This window comes from Luteibacter sp. dw_328 (genome assembly GCF_018449605.1).
GTDB lineage: Bacteria > Pseudomonadota > Gammaproteobacteria > Xanthomonadales > Rhodanobacteraceae > Luteibacter.
The window spans coordinates 996,894-1,015,222 of record NZ_JAAVUW010000001.1 but is presented as its reverse complement, the minus strand read 5'-3'; the positions used below and the strand labels follow the sequence as shown (position 1 = coordinate 1,015,222).

General features: G+C 64.4%; 20 protein-coding genes. 16 read left to right on the top strand and 4 right to left on the bottom strand.

Annotated elements, in window-relative coordinates; genetic code table 11:
- Positions 1-132 precede the first annotated feature (132 nt).
- Complete coding sequence (ispG, locus tag HB634_RS04235; RefSeq protein WP_213947667.1) at positions 133-1,392, top strand: flavodoxin-dependent (E)-4-hydroxy-3-methylbut-2-enyl-diphosphate synthase; 1,260 nt, start codon at positions 133-135, stop codon at positions 1,390-1,392.
- Between the two features lie 67 nt (positions 1,393-1,459).
- Positions 1,460-2,290 (top strand): aldo/keto reductase, encoded by an 831-nt coding sequence (locus HB634_RS04230; RefSeq protein WP_213947666.1) that lies wholly within the window; start codon positions 1,460-1,462, stop codon positions 2,288-2,290.
- Between the two features lies 1 nt (position 2,291).
- On the opposite strand, the gene HB634_RS04225 is transcribed toward HB634_RS04230, so the two are convergent.
- On the bottom strand, positions 2,292-2,657 hold the full coding sequence (locus HB634_RS04225) for a hypothetical protein (RefSeq protein WP_063573547.1): 366 nt from the start codon (positions 2,655-2,657) through the stop codon (positions 2,292-2,294).
- Between the two features lie 114 nt (positions 2,658-2,771).
- Between HB634_RS04225 and HB634_RS04220 the strand changes: the two genes are divergently transcribed.
- From HB634_RS04220 to HB634_RS04210, 3 genes are all read left to right on the top strand, one after another.
- Positions 2,772-3,134, top strand: a complete 363-nt coding sequence (locus HB634_RS04220) for a hypothetical protein (RefSeq protein WP_213947665.1) — start codon at positions 2,772-2,774, stop codon at positions 3,132-3,134.
- 88 nt (positions 3,135-3,222) lie between these two features.
- Positions 3,223-3,537 carry a hypothetical protein gene (locus tag HB634_RS04215; RefSeq protein WP_213947664.1) on the top strand — a complete coding sequence of 105 codons (315 nt, stop codon included), beginning with the start codon at positions 3,223-3,225 and terminating at the stop codon, positions 3,535-3,537.
- Positions 3,538-3,615: 78 nt separating this feature from the next.
- A complete protein-coding gene (locus HB634_RS04210) occupies positions 3,616-3,909 on the top strand; it encodes an antitoxin Xre/MbcA/ParS toxin-binding domain-containing protein (protein WP_213947663.1) in 294 nt (97 codons plus the stop codon).
- Positions 3,910-3,973: 64 nt separating this feature from the next.
- Here the strand turns inward: HB634_RS04210 and HB634_RS04205 are convergent, their stop codons facing one another.
- The gene (locus HB634_RS04205) at positions 3,974-4,684 is read right to left on the bottom strand and encodes a YdcF family protein (RefSeq protein ID WP_213947662.1); all 711 of its coding nucleotides are present in this window, start codon (positions 4,682-4,684) and stop codon (positions 3,974-3,976) included.
- A 155-nt stretch (positions 4,685-4,839) separates the two neighbouring features.
- Here HB634_RS04205 and HB634_RS04200 point away from each other — a divergent pair, with 155 nt between their 5' ends.
- The 11 genes from HB634_RS04200 (at position 4,840) to HB634_RS04150 (ending at position 17,040) form a co-directional block, all read left to right on the top strand.
- Entirely contained in the window at positions 4,840-5,463 is a 624-nt protein-coding gene (locus tag HB634_RS04200) for an XrtA/PEP-CTERM system exopolysaccharide export protein (protein WP_063574205.1), read from the top strand.
- A gap of 12 nt (positions 5,464-5,475) precedes the next feature.
- Complete coding sequence (locus HB634_RS04195) at positions 5,476-7,008, top strand: XrtA system polysaccharide chain length determinant (RefSeq protein WP_213947661.1); 1,533 nt, start codon at positions 5,476-5,478, stop codon at positions 7,006-7,008.
- Between the two features lie 2 nt (positions 7,009-7,010).
- On the top strand, positions 7,011-7,793 hold the full coding sequence (locus HB634_RS04190; protein WP_231873825.1) for a polysaccharide biosynthesis protein: 783 nt from the start codon (positions 7,011-7,013) through the stop codon (positions 7,791-7,793).
- 63 nt (positions 7,794-7,856) lie between these two features.
- Complete coding sequence (locus tag HB634_RS04185) at positions 7,857-9,221, top strand: outer membrane beta-barrel protein (RefSeq protein ID WP_213947660.1); 1,365 nt, start codon at positions 7,857-7,859, stop codon at positions 9,219-9,221.
- A gap of 2 nt (positions 9,222-9,223) precedes the next feature.
- Positions 9,224-10,000: an alpha/beta hydrolase gene (locus HB634_RS04180; RefSeq protein ID WP_063570471.1), complete on the top strand. Its 777-nt coding sequence runs from the start codon at positions 9,224-9,226 to the stop codon at positions 9,998-10,000.
- Positions 10,000-10,836 carry a dienelactone hydrolase family protein gene (locus HB634_RS04175; RefSeq protein ID WP_213947659.1) on the top strand — a complete coding sequence of 279 codons (837 nt, stop codon included), beginning with the start codon at positions 10,000-10,002 and terminating at the stop codon, positions 10,834-10,836. Before HB634_RS04180 ends, HB634_RS04175 begins: the two co-directional genes overlap by 1 nt.
- On the top strand, positions 10,833-11,837 hold the full coding sequence (gene galE / locus HB634_RS04170; RefSeq protein ID WP_063570469.1) for a UDP-glucose 4-epimerase GalE: 1,005 nt from the start codon (positions 10,833-10,835) through the stop codon (positions 11,835-11,837). Before HB634_RS04175 ends, galE begins: the two co-directional genes overlap by 4 nt.
- Positions 11,834-13,462, top strand: coding sequence for a hypothetical protein (locus tag HB634_RS04165; RefSeq protein WP_213947658.1), 1,629 nt, complete (start codon positions 11,834-11,836; stop codon positions 13,460-13,462). The genes galE and HB634_RS04165 overlap by 4 nt, the downstream gene beginning before the upstream one ends.
- Positions 13,459-15,006 (top strand): oligosaccharide flippase family protein, encoded by a 1,548-nt coding sequence (locus tag HB634_RS04160; protein WP_213947657.1) that lies wholly within the window; start codon positions 13,459-13,461, stop codon positions 15,004-15,006. Before HB634_RS04165 ends, HB634_RS04160 begins: the two co-directional genes overlap by 4 nt.
- Positions 15,003-16,145 (top strand): GNAT family N-acetyltransferase, encoded by a 1,143-nt coding sequence (locus tag HB634_RS04155; protein ID WP_213947656.1) that lies wholly within the window; start codon positions 15,003-15,005, stop codon positions 16,143-16,145. Before HB634_RS04160 ends, HB634_RS04155 begins: the two co-directional genes overlap by 4 nt.
- A gap of 37 nt (positions 16,146-16,182) precedes the next feature.
- Positions 16,183-17,040, top strand: coding sequence for a TIGR04325 family methyltransferase (locus tag HB634_RS04150; RefSeq protein WP_213947655.1), 858 nt, complete (start codon positions 16,183-16,185; stop codon positions 17,038-17,040).
- A gap of 30 nt (positions 17,041-17,070) precedes the next feature.
- Here the strand turns inward: HB634_RS04150 and HB634_RS04145 are convergent, their stop codons facing one another.
- Both HB634_RS04145 and HB634_RS04140 read right to left on the bottom strand, forming a co-directional pair.
- Complete coding sequence (locus tag HB634_RS04145; protein ID WP_063570465.1) at positions 17,071-17,601, bottom strand: hypothetical protein; 531 nt, start codon at positions 17,599-17,601, stop codon at positions 17,071-17,073.
- Positions 17,602-17,856: 255 nt separating this feature from the next.
- Positions 17,857-18,321, bottom strand: a complete 465-nt coding sequence (locus HB634_RS04140) for a DUF6328 family protein (protein WP_213947654.1) — start codon at positions 18,319-18,321, stop codon at positions 17,857-17,859.
- Between the last annotated feature and the right edge of the window lie 8 nt (positions 18,322-18,329).

Genomic DNA, 18,329 nt, shown 5'->3' with positions numbered 1-18,329 from the left:
CCGATTTATCGGCGATCCCGCGGCAGCGGGCCCGGTTGCCGCGAGCACCCATTCGCCGATGAATCGGCTCCTACAGCGGCCTGGGAGCTCCGGTCTGCGGGCGGTCATACCAATGCGCTAAAATGCAGGGCTATGACCGAAGACCTCCCTAGCCGCCCCCGTCCCGCGGAAGCCGCTGCCCGCCGCCAGAGCACGGGCGTGATCGTCGACCGCGTGCAAGTAGGCGGCCGCGCACCGATCGTCGTCCAGTCCATGACGAACACGGACACCGAAGATCCCGTCTCCACGGCGAAGCAGGTGGCCGAACTGGCCCGCGCGGGCTCGGAGATGGTCCGCATTACGGTGAATACGCCTGCCGCTGCTGCCGCCGTGCCGCGCATCCGTGAACGCCTGGACATGATGGGCGTCTCCGTCCCGCTGATCGGCGACTTCCACTACAACGGCCACCAGTTGCTGGAAGGCGAGCCGGCCTGTGCCGAGGCACTCGCCAAGTACCGTATCAATCCGGGCAACGTCGGCTTCGGCAAGAAGAAAGATGCGCAGTTCGCCTCGATCATCGAGATGGCGATTCGCTACGACAAGCCCGTGCGTATCGGCGCCAACTGGGGCTCGCTGGACCAGTCCATGGTCGCTGCCCTGATGGACGAGAACGCCCGCCGTGCCGACCCGTGGGACGCAGGCCATGTAGCTCGCGAAGCGTTGATCCGTTCCGCGCTGGATTCCGCCGCGCGTGCGGAAGACCTCGGCCTTGCGCGCAACCGCATCATCCTTTCGTGCAAGGTCTCGGGCGTGCAGGAGCTGATCGCGGTGTATCGCGATCTCGCCCGTCGTGCCGACTACGCCCTGCACCTGGGCCTGACCGAAGCGGGTATGGGCTCGAAGGGCATCACCGCCTCCAGCGCGGCACTCGGCGTGCTGCTGCAGGAAGGTATCGGCGACACCATCCGCATTTCGCTCACGCCCGAACCGGGGCAGTCGCGCACGGCCGAAGTCATTGTCGCCCAGGAGTTGCTGCAGACGATGGGCCTGCGCGCCTTCACGCCGCTGGTCACCGCGTGCCCGGGGTGCGGTCGCACCACGAGCGAATTCTTCCAGGAGCTGGCCAAGACTGTGCAGGAACATGTGCGCGAGCAGATGCCGGTGTGGCGCGTGAAGTACGACGGTGTGGAGAACCTCACTCTCGCGGTGATGGGCTGCATCGTCAACGGACCCGGCGAGTCCAAGCATGCGAACATCGGCATTTCGTTGCCGGGTAACGGCGAAGCACCTTCCGCGCCCGTGTTCATCGACGGTGAAAAAGCCATGACACTGCGTGGTGACAACATCGCCGACGAGTTCGTCGGCATCCTCGACAACTACGTCGAGACGCACTACGCGGCGCGCGGCGACTGAGCCATCACGCGTTGAATGCGGGGTCGTCCGGCATCATTGTTGGCGGTTCCCCGCAGGAGACAAAGGCATGACTTCTTCAGTTCCGGTCCTCGACCTCAACGATGGCAACAAGGCCCCGCAACTGGGCTTCGGTGTATTCCAGATTCCCGATGGCGAAACAGCCGATGCCGTCGCCAGCGCCCTGGCGGCTGGCTACCGCTCTCTGGATACCGCGGCGATCTACAAGAATGAAGCCGGCGTGCGCCAGGGCATCGAGCGATCCGGGGTCGCGCGTGGCGACATCTTCCTTACGACCAAGCTGTGGAACGCCGAGCAGGGTTTCGACCGTACGCTAAAGGCCTTCGATAGCAGCCTGAACAAGCTGGGTACCGACTACGTCGACATGTACCTGATCCACTGGCCGACGCCGAAACGCGACCTTTATGTCGACACCTGGAAGGCCTTCATTCGCCTGCGTGACGAAGGTCGCATCCGCTCGATCGGCGTGTCCAATTTCCAGCCAGTGCATCTCGAACGCCTGGTGACGGAAACCGGCGTGGTACCGGTGGTCAACCAGATCGAACTGCATCCGGACTTCGCGCAGCGCGATGTCGTCGCTGCCAATACGAAGCTGAAAATCATCACCGAATCCTGGAGCCCCTTGGGGCAGGGCGGCGACCTGCTGAAGAACGATGCCCTTGTCGCCATCGGCAAGAAGCACGGCAAGACGCCGGCACAGGTGGTGATTCGCTGGCATGTACAGCTCGGGCACATGGTGATCCCGAAATCCGTCACGCCCGAACGCATCAAGGCCAACATCGACGTGTTCGATTTCGAACTGTCAGCCGATGAGATGAAGGCGATCGACGGACTGGATGCGGGCAACCGCATGGGCCCGCATCCGGACGAACTGAACTGACTTACTGTCCCATCGAGACGTCGATCTCGAACGGATAGGGCGCCGGCTTCTTCGGCGGTGGCGGCAGGGTCCAGACGGCAAACTGGCCGGTGAAGCACTTCGCCACCGGCGTTTCCGGCTGGACCGCCACGTCGCTGGAGCGGCCCTTGGCGTCGATCGTCGCGACAATGGTGAATGGCGTCTTGTCCGCGGGGCTGTTGCTGGCGATGCAGTCCTTCAGCGCGTCCGTGGCCGGGTTGCCTATCTTGTCCCACAAAGCGCCTTGCCAGGCCTTGCCCTCCGGATTCTTCTCCAATGCCTTGGCGGCCTGGACACGCGCGTCGAAACCGCTATCAGTGGCAAGGGCAAAAGCGAGGGCAAGCAGCATCGGGTGTCTCCGGGATGGGATCGGAAGAGCCTAGCAGGGACGCGAAGGCTTCACATGCGCCGGACTAGCGTGGCTGACGCAAGCGTCGTTCCCGCGATGCATCCGGAGCCTGCGATGCCCTTACACCCCTCCCGCCTGCTGGCGTTGTTGCTCCTGTCGTCGACGGCGATCGGCCAGACGACGCCGAATCCGGCGTCCGTGCCCACCGCGACGCCAGGAGCGAATCCTGCCGCCGCGCCGAGTCCGGGGCAGGCCAACCCGGCCTCGATGCCTGTTCAACCCGCTTCCGACGCAGGCGCCACCGAACGCGGGCTGAGTCCCGTGCAGCCGGGTAATCCGGGCGTCACCCGCCGCGTGCAGAATGCCAATACGCACGCCGTGGACGCGCAAGGTCACGTGCTGGATCCCCATGGCAAGCCCGTCGGCCAGGCGGCGTCGCCGTCGGTGATGCCGGCGCCTCCCTCGACGGTGCGCTGAAAAGCAGGTCATGCCAGGCGGATGAGTCGCACGCTTTTGCGTCAGTGCGCTACCATCCGGCGGGTGCCGCACCTTGACGGGAGTGAGGATGAAACGAGCGATCGCCGTGGCTCTGCTGACGGCCGGCCTGGCCGGTTGCGCGGGGATGTCCTCGAAGATTGCCCGACTGGAAGTCGGCACGCCACGAAACGAGGTTGTCGACCATCTCGGCCCGCCCGATTCGGACCGGAACATGATCGGTTTCGAAGTGATGAGCTGGATCGACCGTCGACCGGGCCGCTTTTCGTTCTCCCATCAGGACTACACCGTTGTGCTGAAGGACGCGAAAGTCGTTCAGTTCGGTCCTGGGCTTGTCCGTCGCGACGGCAAGACCTCCCTGCAGATCGAAACCGGCGATCCCTAGAAGTCGCCTCATAGGCGTACAAGCGTGCCGCGGGCCAGCGACGCTAGCGTTCCCCCAAAGCCTCCGGGGAACCGCGCCATGTCGATGAAAGCACCTACCTATGCCGAGCTGGCCTCGGAGCTGACGCGTCTGCACGACGCCCGCGAGGCTGTGATCGAGCAGGCCCTGGACGCCCTGGAAACCCGCCACCCACCGCTGGCCCAGCTGGTCGTTTCTTGCGTGGGCGATCGCCACCGCGCGGCCCGCTGGCTGGTCATGCCGCAGCGGGCGTTCTCCGGCCGCAATGCCTACGACATGCTGGCGGACGGCGACCTGGACGGGGTGTGGGAGCAGGTGGTGCTGAAACAGCTCGGTATCGTCGCCGCTCTCTGACGCCGCCCACGTCGTTGCAGGAGCCGATTCATCGGCGATCCCGCGTCAGCGGGCCAGTTTCCGGTCACATCCAGCCGCGGCGGTGATAGAACCAGAGGGCCAGATACTCGCGGAGGCAGCGGGCAGTCAGGGTCAGCGCGTCGCGGCGCGGCAACCAGCCGGGCGCGACGACCAGCTTCCCGTGGCCGTCCTCCGCGGGTACGGGAGTCACGACGATGCCCTCGTGCCGGAAACATCCGGCCGCCCGGCGCATGTGGATGGCCGACGTCACCAACAGCACATCTGACAGGCCATCTGCCTTGAGCATGGCGGCCGAATTTAGCGCGTTTTCGTGCGTGTTGACGCTGCGGCTTTCCACACGCAGGTCGCCTCCGGGAACCCCGGACAGGGTAAATCCCCGCGCGAGGTCGTCGGCCTGATCGCTGCCGGAGACCAGCAGCAGGGGCGCAAAGCCGTCACGCCATAAGGTCAGCCCGCGACCGGCGCGCGTCGTCGTGCGCGACCAGTCGGCCACCGGCAATTTGCCGCCGCCCAACACGACGATCGCGTCGGCGTGCGGTGTGGAGGATCCCGGGACGGTGGCCAGTCCGTCACGCAGGTGCAGCGCCAGTACGGGCGTGGACGCGATCCAGATCCAGGCCAGGGCGAGCGCCGCCGCCAACGCCGCCGTGCGAGGCCGCCGCCACAGGACCAGTGCCGTCGAGAGCAGGGCCAGAAGCAGCCCCTGGACTGCGGGATGGGTCAGTCGCCCGACGATGTCCACGGCTTCCGACAAACCTGGTCCTCCTCGTTTCGCGGGGCGACAAGCATGGCGCACTTCGCAAGGTTCGGCGCGTCGGTCGAATGGCATAGGCGGGCTGTTGGAATGGACGTGGACCCCTATCGACACGACGATACCGACCGAGCGAAGTCACAGGGGCAGGTGTCATCATGAAGCGTTGGAATCGCGTCGCCACAGTGTTTGCCACCGTCATGTTGACGGCATGCGCGACAGGCGGAATCACCTCGGCACCACCGAAGATGGACGCCGCCAATCCGGCGGTCGAGTCGTATCTGATCGGTGTCGACGACCAGTTACAGGTCACGGTCTGGCATAACCCGGACCTCAGTGTCAGCGTTCCGGTGAGACCGGACGGGAAGGTCACCGTACCGCTGGTGGGCGATGTCGCCGCCGGTGGGCGCACGACCGACCAGGTAGGGGCGGAGATCCAGCAGAAGCTGGCTCAGTACATCCGCGACCCGCAGGTGGCCGTGATCCTTACGGCATTGCGCAGTCACGAATACCTCTCGCGCGTTCGCGTCACCGGTGCGGTGCGCAGTCCCATTTCCATTCCCTACCGGCAGGGCATGACCGTGCTCGATGCCGTGCTCGCCGCTGGCGGGACGACCGAGTTTGCCGCGCCCGATCGCACCGAACTCTATCGGCGCAGCTCGGGCGGCGCGACCCAGGCTTATGCGGTCCAGCTGCAGAAAATTCTTCAGCAAGGGGATCTGAGCAACAACTACCCGGTACAGCCCGGCGACGTGATTACGGTACCGCAGCGCGCTTTCTGACAGGGGTATGTGATGAGCGGGGAACTTGTTCCTTTCACGGGCATCCTGCCCGCATTGATCGGTGAAGCACGCAGGCGCCGTGTGACGATGGGCGTGATCTTCGCGGTCATCGCGCTGCTCGCCCTTGGCGTCGGCATGGTCTGGCCGAAAAAGTACGAAGCGTCGACGACCATCCTCGCCGAGGAAAGCAGCATCATCACGCCGTTGATGGAAGGCGCGGCCTCGGCCACCGGCAACAAGAATCGTGCCGGCATCGCCCGCGACGTGATCTTCAGCCGCCGCGTGCTCGACGAGGTGCTGCGCAGCGGAGGCTGGCTGGCAAACAGCCCGTCCGCGCTGGATCGCGACAAGATCATCGAGGGTATCAAGGGTCGCACCAAGATCATCAACAACCGCGAAAACCTGATCACCATCACCTATTTCGACTCGGACCCGAAGCGCGCGTTCGAGGTGACCCGTGCGTTCGGCCAGTTGTTCATCAGCGAGAGCCTGGCCTCCAAGCAGCGCGAAAGCCGCGAAGCGTACGAGTTCATCAACAGCCAGGTCGAGGCGTATCGCGCCAAGCTGACCGACGCCGAAGGCAAGCTCAAGGCCTATCGCGACGCCAATGCCGATGCACGGCCGGGCAACGACGTGGACACCAATTCGCGCATCAGCCAGCTGCGCATGCAGATCGAAAACAATCGCATGGATTACATGCAGAAGCAGTCGCAGGCCGCGTCGCTCGCCGCACAGATCAATGGCGAATCCGAAGTCAATGCGGTGCAGACGGTCGGCGGCATCTACACCACGCAGCTCGGCGATCTGCAGGGCCAGCTGGACAAGTTGCTGCTCAACTACACCGAGGATTACCCGGATGTGATTCGCCTGCGCCATCAGATCGAGGACGTGCGCAAGCAGGCCCAGACGGCCGACGCGCAGCGCGCGGCCGGCGGACCGATGCCGATTGACCATTCGACCACGATGAACCCGGTCTACCAGCAGATGCGCCTGCAGCTGTCTGCCGTGCGCGGTGACGCTGCCGCCAGTGCGGCACGCGCAGGCGCGAGCGAGGCCATGTTGCAGACCGAGCTCGAACGCAGCAAGCGCATCGCCAGTTCGGAGAATGTCATCGCCGAACTCACCCGCGACTACAACGTCAATCGCGATGTCTACCAGGATCTGCTGAAGCGTCGCGAGAACGCACGCGTGTCGATGAATCTCGACGCCGAGCAGCGTGGCCTGACCTTCCTGGTACAGAACCCTGCGGTGATGCCGCTGGTGCCCTCCGGCCTCCGCTTCATGCACTTCGGCCTGGCCGGCCTCGCGCTGTCCCTTGTGATTCCCTTCGGCCTGCTCTTCGCGGTCGCCCGCTTCGATCCCCGGGTGCGCTCGGTCGGTCAGCTCGAGCGTGCCACGGGCTTCCCTGTGCTCGCTTCGATCCCGTTCTATCCGACGCCGCGCGACCGCCGGCGTGACCACCTGCACAACATGGCATTGGCTCTGATCGTCGCCGGTGTCGGCGCGGTGTACCTGCTGCTGTTCTGGATGAGGATGAAGGGCTGACCATGAACAAACTGGCCGCGGACAACACGGAATTCAGCGATATGCTCGCCGATCATCATGACGACGCCCATCACGGCGACGGGCATGCCATGCCCAGCCACTCCATCGCGCGGATGCGCGAAGAAGCCGGCGCGCTGGCGCCCATCGATTGCGAGCGCAAGCGGCTGATTCATCGAGAGGAATCGGTACGCCAGCAATCGGATGCCTTTCGCGGCATCCGCACGCGCCTGCTCGAGATGGCGGGCGAGAGCAACTTCATCACGCTGGTGGTCGCCGTCAGTCCGCGTTCGGGAGGCAGCTTCGTCACCCGTAACCTGGCGGCGGCATTCGCCTTCGACGAGGCCAAGACCAGCCTGCTGGTGGACTGCAACCTGCGCTATCCGAATCAGCACAAGGCGCTGGGCGTCGAACCACGGACCGGGGGGCTCATCGATTTCCTCGAGCATCCCTCGCGCGGCATCGCGTCGATCATGTACCACACGGGCGTGCCTCGCCTGCGCCTGATCCCAGCGGGGAAATCACGCGAGAACAGTGGCGAGTATTTCTCTTCCTTCCGCATGCGCGCAGTGCTCGATTCGCTGCGTTGCCGCTATCCGGATCGCTACCTCTTCCTTGACGGACCACCGGTCAAGGGCTCGCCGGATGCACGCATTCTGGCGGACCTCGCCGACTTTGTCGTCATCGTTGCCGGATACGGACGCGACACGCCGGCCTCGATCAACCAGGCCGTCGCCAATTTCGATCCCGCCAAGCTCGCGGGCGTGGTTTTCAATCAGTCGCCGTAAGGACGACGCTCGCGTGGAACGACCGGCAGGCGTTCCACGCACACAGGGGCTAAGGGAGGGAACATGCCGGCATCGACAAGGCTCGCCCGTGCGATTGTGATCGGGCTCGCGTCGGCACCCACCATGGCGCTCGCGGGTACCTTCGATTACACGCTCTATGCAGGACTCGAGCACAGCAACAACATCGCGTTGTCGTCCGACCAGCCGATAAGTGAGAACGTCTTCACGCCGGGCGCGACGTTCCAGTACACCCAATTGGGTTCCACCTTCCAGGCGAACGTGGCCGGCACGCTGGAATACCGCAAGTACCTGGAGAACGACTTCGACTCGCAGACACAGACCCAGCTGGCCGCCCAGGCCAACTGGACCGCGATTCCCGAGCGCCTCGACTTCTCGTTGGAAGACTATGCCGGCGTGCAGCCGGTGGACCAGCTGGCTGCCGATTCCCCCGGTAACCAACAGCAGACCAACGTGGTCGTCGTCGGACCCACGCTGCGCATGCGCTTCGGCGATGCGGCGCGCGGGCAGGTCGAGTTGCGCTACATCGACAGCTACGCGTCCAAGGTGAACGAGTTCGATTCGTCGCGCGCTCTGGCCGCATTTCGTGTGTACCGTGACCTCAATCCTACCGACACACTGTCCGGCAATCTCGAATTCCAGAGGGTCGACTTCGACAAGCAGCCCAGTAGCGCGAACTACGACCGGAAAGAGGCCTACCTACGCTATACGAGCACGCTGGCGCATTTCGATGCGGATGTCCTGATTGGCGGAACACGCCTGAACTTCGACCAGGGACGCGATGCGACGTCCCCGCTGGTGCGCTTGCAGATCGGCTGGCAGCCGACGGTGCAGAACTCGCTGAGCGTGGCCGGGACCTATCAGTACGCGGACGCGGCGCAAGACATCATCACGACACCCGGGCTGCTGGCAGCCAACGGGTCCACCGCGGACCGCACCGAAGCGATCGACCCCTTTGCCAATACTGGCGGCCTCGGCCGCGGTGCCGCCACGGGTATCGGTACGGGCAGTGCCGTCATCGGTTCGGAGGTCTACAAGGAAAAGCGCCTCGAGGCGAGCTGGGTCTGGCAGCAGCCGCGCCTGAGCGTGACGGTCTCGCCGTCGTACAGCCAGCTTCGCTACCTCTCCGACAACACCTTCGACCAGACGGAAAAGGGTGTCAGCGCCGGCGTGGGTTATCGCCTGAGGCCGACGCTGACCCTCACCGGCTTCGGTACGTACGAAAAAACCAAATACGACTCGTTCGATCGCAAGGACAACACGGTACGCCTGGGCCTGGACCTCGGCCAGCAGTGGAACCGTCACTGGAGCTGGCACGCCTCGGTGGCGCGCGAGCGTCGTAACAGCGATGCGGTCGGCCAGAGCTACCGCGAGACCGAATTCTTCGTCGGCGTGGTTTACCGGAGATAACGATGCGCCAGGATGCTGACATGCCGTTCTTCTTTGGCCCGGACGCCGGTCTGTTCGGCATGTATCACGCGCCGTCCGTTCCGGCACGTCGCGCCATGCTGATGTGCCCGCCGCTCGGCCAGGACCTGATCCGCTGCCACCGGCTCTACCGCCAACTAGCGCAGTCGCTGGCCGAGGAAGGCATGGCCGTCCTGCGCTTCGACTATCACGGCACCGGCGATTCCGCTGGCGGCAGTGCGGAGGTGGACTGGGAGCGTTGCGTGCGCGACGCGGCGACGGCGGCGGTCGAGCTTCGCCGTCGCGCCGGGGTGGACCGCATCGTCGCCTTTGGCGCCCGCCTGGGCGGCAGTGTCGCCCTTGCCGCCGCGGAGCAGGCACGCTTCAGCGAAGTGATCGCCTGGGATCCGGTACTCGACGGTGGCCACTACGTGGCCGAACTCGACGCCATGCAGGCGGCGCTTCGCGAGGATGCAGGTCGGTTCAACGCGCCGCGTAGTCACAGCGACGTGGCAGAGCAGTGGCTCGGCTTCGATATCGCCGAGAGCCTGCGCCACCAGCTGTCTGCGCTGAGCGTAGCGTCTGCCAATGTGCCGACGCTGGTCCTGGACTCCATGCCCGCGTCGTCCGGCCGGAGCTGGGAGCGCATTGTCTCGCACCGCGGTCGTGTCGCTACCATCACGCCGCCGACGCCGTGGAACGATCTGGAGCGGCTGGAGACGGCGATCCTTTCGCATCCGCTCATCCAGGCCGTGACCGGTCGGCTGAAGGAGGTCGCGTGATGCGCGAGGAAGCCCATCGCTTTGGCCGCGCCCGGCACCTGGTCGGTATCGCTGGCGTGCCCGAAGGCGCTCGCGGAGCGACGGGCGTTATCGTGCTCAACGCGGGTCTCGTCCACCGCATCGGTCCGTTCCGTTTGCATGTGGAGCTGACCCGGCAGCTTAACGCCGCTGGATATCCGACCCTTCGTTTCGATCTGTCGACGCTCGGCGACAGCTGTGCCAGCGGTGGACAGCAAACACGCACGCAGCAGGTCTGCGCGGATGTCGACGATGCCATGAAACTGTTGGCCGAACGCGCCGGCTGTGAGCGCTTCGTGCTCGTAGGTTTGTGTTCCGGTGCGCAGAACGCCCACGTGGTCGCCGCCACCGATCCGCGCGTATCCGGTGCCGTGTTCCTCGACGGCTATGCGTTCCGCACCCTTGGCTACAAGCTCAGGCACTACCTGCCACGCCTGGTCGACCCGGCGCGTTGGGCGCGCCGGCTCACGCGCCGCGGGGGCGGGGACGCTTCGGTCACTCCGAAGGCCGCCCAGCCTGTATTTGCCGTGGCACCGGCGCCGCGGGACGAAGTCATCGCGGATTTCACCGGCATGGTCGAGCGCGGGATGAAGCTCTACCTCGTCTACTCCGGTGGCATCAGCAACTACTTCAACCACGCGCGGCAGTTCCGAGAGTGCTTCGGCAAGGTGATGAGCCACCCGGCGGTCACCACGCGTTATGCCGCCGAGACCGACCACACCTACATCCTCACCGGTGACCGTGCCCGACTGCTCGACGGGATCGGTGGCTGGCTCTCACACAACTTCCCGCCGGCGAACGCCGGGAGGCACCCATGAATACGGTCCTGGTCACCGGTGGCGCCGGATATATCGGTAGTCACACGGTGCAGCAACTGGTCGCCCGTGGCGATCGCGTGGTGGTGATCGACAACCTTTCCACCGGTTTTCGCGAAGCGGTCCGCGGTGCGGCTTTCGTCGAGGGGAACGTCGGCGACTGTGAACTGGTGTCGCGGACGCTCGAGACCTACCAGGTGGATGCGGTGCTGCACTTTGCCGCCCACACTGTGGTGCCGGAGTCGATGAGCGACCCGCTCAAGTACTACGGCAATAACACCTGCAATACGCGGAACCTCCTGGCCTGCTGCGCGCAGGCTGGCGTGGACAAGTTCATCTTTTCCTCCACGGCGGCGGTATACGGTACGACTGACGCCGGTGTGGCTGACGAGAACACCCAGACACGGCCCATCAATCCGTACGGCACGTCGAAACTAATGTCGGAAACGATGCTCCGCGACTGGTCGGCGACGGGGGCGGTGCGGCATGTCATCCTGCGTTACTTCAACGTGGCCGGTTGCGATCCGCTGGGGCGGATCGGCCATTCGACGCCGGAGGCCACGTTGCTGATCAAGGTGGCCTGCGAGCATGCGGTCGGCAAGCGCCGCAGCGTGTCCATCTATGGCACGGATTACGACACCCCCGACGGCACCGGTGTGCGCGACTATATCCACGTCGAAGACCTTGCAGCCGCGCACCTGCGGGCGCTGGATCACCTGCGCGATGGTGGTGCGTCGTTGACGCTCAACTGCGGCTACGGCCACGGCTATAGCGTGCGCGAAGTCGTCGATGCCGTTGCGCGCGTCGGCGGTCATGCCCTCAACATCATCGAGTTGCCACGGCGGCCCGGCGATATCCCCAAGCTCATCGCCTGCAGCGACCGGCTGCGCCAGGAGCTGGGCTGGACGCCACGTTATGACGACCTCGACTTCATCGTGCGCACCGCACTGACCTGGGAGTACCACCTGGCCGGCGCGAACCTGCCCACCGCGTCGGTGGCATGAAAACTCATTCGCTGTTCGTGATCGGCTGCCTGCTCGCGCTCGCGGCGTCCCTGGCATCGCAGGGCGCTCGCTCCGCTGAGGCTGGCGTGGTCGCAGCGCAACGCATCAACGTGCAGCGTATCGCCGGGCAGGGCGACAACCTGCCTGTGTCCGTCGGTATTCCGTTACCGCCTGGCGCGCTGCGCGACACCGGGCAGCTTCGCATCCTCGACTCACATGGCAAGGAAGTGCCCGCCGCGATAACACGCATGCTCACCTGGCATTTCCGTGATGGCAGCCTTCGCGCCGTGCGCGCCGAATTCATGGCGGCGCCAGGGGCGTACTATTTCGCGCTGGGCCAGCCCCGTACCGCCGACCTGCCGGCATGGCCGTATTCACGCGGGATGGTGAAGGATCGTCCCGCGGCGCTGGGCACCTTGACGCCCGAGTGGCTGACCGCGTCGCTGATCGCCGGGCCCCAGTCTGTCGCCACGCGCGACGAACCTTATGCACGCTATGTCGATGCGCAGTTCAAATGGGCGGCGGCGATGCCGGTCAAGGACACCACCGCCTGGCTGTTCGACCGGCCGTCGACCCTGTTCAAGGCCTATGTACGCACCGGGCGAGCGGACTACCTCGAGGCGGCCGAAGAGAGCTATCGCTGGTATATGGCGGGTATCAAGCGTGACGGGCCGGCCGTGAGTCCGATCTGCGGTGGCGGCTGGCTGCCGGACGGGAAACCCTGCGACGTCAAGTACGTCTACATCGAGCCGATCCTGCTCGCTGTCGCGCTGACCGGTGACGACTCGATGCACGACGCTTCCACGGTCGCGAAGATGGCCGACTTGTGGAACAGCGGTGGCTGGAACGGCGCACCGGGACCTTACAGGCATCCCGATGACTATTTCACCGAGCGCCTCGCCGGACTGGGCCTGATCGAGACGGTGGCGGCTTTTGAACTCACTGGCGATAAAAGCTACCGCGAGCGGATCGAAGCACGCGTCGGCTGGTTGAGCGACCAGCAGCGTGCCAATCCGGACGGGCTGGGCGACGACGGCTCCTGGCGGAACAGCTGGAACATGCATGAGAACGATCCGGGCGGCGCGGACGATGTGCGGGGTGCCTCGCCGTGGATGAGCGAGAACATCGTGGACGGCCTGTGGCACGCGTGGCTGGTGACGGACGATGCCCGCATCCCGCCGATGATCACCGCCTTCGGCGCGTATCTCGAGCGCTACGGCTGGATCGATCCCTCGTTACTCGTCCATCCGCACGACTGGCGCAACGAATGCTCCGGCGCCGGAGGGCAGATTGCCTGGTATTGGTCCTCATCGCACGCGAAGACGGACGCCCTGATGAAGATCCAGGAGTCGGAGGGATGGTATAGCGATGGTCATACGGTCGAGTTGGGCTTGCCGGTGGCCGCCGCGTACTACTTCGAGAAAGATCCCGCGAAGGCGGCGGCGTTGAAGAAGCGCTTCGCAGCGCTTTCGTCGTCGTATAGCGAGTCCTGCGCGTCCATCTCGGACACGTTGCGCCGATTCAACTGGAACAATCGCGGTGCCGGCGTCGCGCAGTGGATGATGAAGCAGCCTCCGGGCTCCGGTCTCACGCATCCGTCGAACCTTCTCGGTAGCGCGCCATGAACCGTCGCGTTGCCGTGTTGCGCAGTATCGGTATCGTCACGGTGTCGACGTATATCGAGTATGCGCTCGGGCTGCTGATGAGCGTCTGGATCGCTCGTTCATTGGGGCCGGCGGATTTCGGTCGTTATGCGTTTACGGTCTGGCTCTGCGGCTGGCTGATCGTGTGTTCCAACCATGCGCTTACCACCTCGTCGACGAAGTTCATCGCCGAGGCGGACGGCATGGGCGACCCGGGGCTCGCGTCCAGTCTCGCCGCGCGTTTCTCGCGCATCCAGACCGTCAGTTCGCTGGTCGTTATCGGACTCTTCGCCGCCATCGCGGCTCTTGCCAGTCCGGCCGAGTGGGGCACCTCGCTGCTACCGATCATGGTCCTGGTGGTGATCGCGGTCGTCGCCAAGTCCAACTATGCGGTACTCGTGGCCATCGGCAAGGGTCAGGAGCGCTTCGAGCCGGAGGCCATCGCCACGGTGGCCGGCGGCGTCGTCGGCATGCTCTTCGTGCTGGGTGCCATGGTGTTACACGCGGACCTGGTGACCTTCGTCGCCTTGTTCGCCGTCGCCTGTCTGCTGCTGAATCTCGTCAACCGTCTTTCGTACCGCCACTATTGTCGCCCGTTCGCACCCGGACCGATTCCCCCGGCCACGAACGCCCGGGTGAATCGACATCTGAAGCTGACCGCGGTGCTCGTGCTGATGGGCTCCTTCCGCGTGGGTACCATCGAGGTCTTCTTGCTGAACACGTTTTCGGGTTCGGTGGCCGTCGGTTACTTCGCCATCGCCGGGACGCTGACACGTGGCGCCGTTCAGTTGTTTTCGGTGGGTCTTACCTCGACGCTGCTGCCCTACATGGCGAAGACGTTCGGCGAGAGCGGGACGGCGCGTGCGGCACGCTTCCTCTCCGAGGCCACCCGTTTCTATTGGGCCGTGGGCATCGCTATTGCGGGCCTCGGCCTGGTCACCACGCCTGAGATCGTCAGGCTGATGTATGGCAATCGCTATGTAGACGCGATCCCGGCGATCGAAGCGACCCTCGTCCTCGGCGGGCTGCTGCTGATCGGCAACGGCATCGCCGCCTTCCAGACCGTGGTGGATCGCCAGGACGATCGCATACGCATCGCAACGGTCGCCGTCGCCGCCAATGCCGTGTTCGGTGTGGCGCTGATTCCGACGTTCGGTCTCGCGGGGGCGGTCGTCACGTACGCGGCCACGCGTATCGTCGAGATGGCGCTGGCCATTCATTACCTGCGCAAGGCGACCAGCGGTGCGCTGCCGGTCGCCGCCATGGCTCGATTGTTCGCGGTCGGCCTCGTGGCGACCGCCGCGGCGTGGGGCACCACCATGGTGACGCCCTCGCGCCTGGGTTTCCTGGCCGGCGCGGCCGTCTTTCTCGCCGTCTACGCTCCCATGAGCGTCATCGTTCGCTACTGGACGAATGACGACCTGCAGTTGATGGCGGGCATCAGCCGCCGTCTGGGGCCGCCCGGCCGTGTCTTCCTGCGTGCCCTTCAGTTCGTCCAGCCATCCGCGGTGAAGGCCAGTCCATGACCTACCTGAGCATTATCCTGCATACAGTCGATGAGCTTCGCGCCATACGCGATGAACTCGCTGCTGTGGCCGAACGCCCCGGAGCGGCCAGTGGCATCGTGCAACATCCGGACTGGATCGCTTTCGAGGTCGAGAGTCGGGACGACGGCACCGTGCCTCATGTGATCGTGGTGCGCGACAGCCAGGGTCGTGTCGCCGGCTACGCACCGCTATTGGCGATCGATCACACCGCGCGACTCGATCTGGCCGGGCGCAAGGTCAGGCTTTACCGGGGTGCGGCGCTGCGCCTGTTGGGCTCAGGTGTCGTCGCCAGCGACGAAGAACGTGCGACGGTGGAGCTTCTGGTGTCACGGCAGCTTGCCGGCGACAGCAGCGTCTGCGTGCTGCGCATCCAGGAAGCCGACCTGCCCAATCGATTGGCAGCTGCCTTGTCTCACGGGGGCGGTTTCCGTACGGTGGCGGCGAACCTTCTGGATCAGGTTCATTGGTCGATCGATCCGCAGCCGTCCTCCGAGGCGTGGCTTGCGGGGATGGACAAGAAGAAACGCGCCGATCAGGTCCAGCGAGTCGGCCGCGCCTATCGCAAGCTCGGTGGCGACGCCACGCTGCGCGTCTTCGATCGCGGCGATGAGATGGCCGAGTACTGCCGGCTCATGAACGAACTCTACGCGCGAACCTGGCATCACGCCGATCTGCCGATCGACTGGGAGGCACCCCAACGCCTTGCCTTGTTCCAACGATTGGCTGACGCGGGGCACCTCATCGGTCACGTCGTGATTCGGGACGGCAGGCCACTCGCTTATGTGCACGGTTATCGTCTTGGCGGCACGTATCTCGTCGACGACCTCGGCTACGACGACGAGGTAGCAAAGATCGGCATAGGATCGGTCGCCGTGTTCCAGGCGGTGCGGGCCCTGATCGATCGCTTTCCGGGGGAACGGGTCAGCTTTGGCTACGGTGACAACCAGTACAAGCGCCTTCTCGCGACCCGCGTCGAATCCTGCGGTTCACTGTACGTCGTGCGTTCCACTCGCGCGACCGCGGGTTTTCACATGGTCGGCCCGGTTCGCTGGGTTTACCGGGGGCTGCACCGCGTGCGCTCGGATATTCGAAAGAAATCCCTAGGTCGGACGACCTAAATCGCGGGAGGTATATTCGGCAAGGATGGGTCGGCGCATGCTGCCGTTGCCGAAGCTGCACGAGTTGTCCATGAACACCCATGTCGACTCCACCCGTACGGAGGCGACGGCACGGCTGCCGTTGTTACGCCATTTTCAGGAAGCCCGTTACACCCGGCGATTCTTCGCCCACCACGCCCTGACGCACAATCTCTACCGGGGTGTCTTCGCCTCCTTCGACGAGGCCCAGGCGAGCATTCCGCCGTCGAGCGTCAGTGGCTACGACAATACCGAGTCCGCCGAGTTGTATCGCGAGCGGACCCGCCGGGTGTTCATCAACGACTACCCGATGATCTACTGGCTGGGCCGTTGGTTCGCCGAGGGTGCACATCGTGTCTTCGATATCGGTGGACATATCGGCATCGCCTACTACGCCTATCAGAAGTACCTGGCCTATCCGTCGAGCCTGAACTGGACGGTGATGGACGTGCCCGCAGTGAACGCATCCGGAGCGCAATGGGCGACCCAGCACGATCCCTCCCGAAGGCTGCATTTTGCCGACGAGGTGGGGGCAGCCTCGGGTGCCGACGTACTGTTTGCCGCCGGATCGCTGCAGTACCTGAGCTATTCGCTCGAGGATGCACTCGCGGCGATGGCCCGTAAGCCGAAGTTCCTGCTGCTCAATTCCGTGCCCATCCATATGCGTGAGTCGTATTTCACGGTGCAGAACATCGGTACGGCGTGTTGTCCGTACCGGATCACGGCGGAACGGGAATTCCTCGGTGGCCTCGCAAAGCTCGGTTACGAGCTGCAGGACCGCTGGGAGAACCCGCTGCGGTCCTGCATCATTCCGTTTCATCCGGAACGCTCGCTGGATCGGTACTTCGGCTTCGCGTTTCGTCTTGCCGCGGCGTGAATGCGACGGGACAAGCAGTTGCGACCGATGCTAGCTCGATAGATCGTCGATCGTCAGGTTCGTTTTAGTGGTCGCCTTCAGCTTCTCGAGCTGATTTTCGTCGAAGCTTGCGAAGTTATCAATGCAGACGTCGTCCGGCGAGGTGCTATTTCGTGAGATATCCACACCGGCGATGACGTCGGCTGAATACCTGTAATAGCCGTAACTGCCGGTCTGGATGACCTGATGGTCGATCTCCGCGAGGGTTTTGCCGTTCGCACCAAAATAACGAGCGTGTACGCTGCCTTCGCTCCCACTCAGTGACCAGACGCCGAAGTAGAGACTCGCGACCGGCTTGTTCAGCTTGAAAGAAACGAAGCCCGGACCATTCACCAGCACATACGTGCCATCGCCATAAGAAGGCAGCGGCTTTGGATCTCCGTAGTCGGCGCTGAGTCGATGATCGCCGGGTGTATCGGTGCTGATGGATAGCCAGGTGCCCGGCATCTCATCGTTCGTAATGGGGCCGAGAGCGAAGCTCTCGAAGGATTCACGTATCCATGAGGGAACACGGTTTGCCATGGCATTCTCCTTTTGCGCCGGCGGTGTGGTGCCTTGATCGTCATCTTCCGAAGCGTCTTCTTCAAGGGTATGGCGGGGGAAATCGTTACGAAGAAAGGGCCGGTTGGGACGGAAGTCATTGAACGTACGGGCTGTCCGAGACTTTGCATGAGCGTCCGTAGGTGCCATCCCGTGCGCTTCCGTGCGCTGGCGAAGCTTGCCGTGCCCCTCGTGGCGGCGGGTGGGATGCTTCGCTGGGTGATGTAAGCGGGCGCGCTAGACGTGCCCGCGACCGCGTAGCCACCAGGGGAGGCCCCACCACATCAGCGCAATCAGCGTCCCGAGTGCTGCTGCCGCGATGTTGCCCAAGGTGTCGCCCATCACTGCAGACAACACCAGTTGAGTAACCAGCACAAGGGCGACAGCCAGCGTCACCGCGCCCGCCAGCATCTGTCGTCCTGCGATCACCTTGAAGCGCTCGCGGTCGCGCAGTGGGCGGATCAACCGATGCTGGATCGCCGGTCCGCTCAGCATGACCAGGCTGATCAGCGAGAAGACGAAGGTCGCAAGAAAGATATGTTGCTCGTGCCCGACCAGCCTTGCGAAGCCGGGCGCGAACGGAACGGCAATCAGGAAGCCCGATAGGAGTTGCGAAGCCGGCAGCAGGACGCGTAGTTCGCCCAGCAGATCGGTGAGATCACCGTCGCCGTCGGCCTTAGTATCATCGAACGTGGAAGACATGGGTGTGC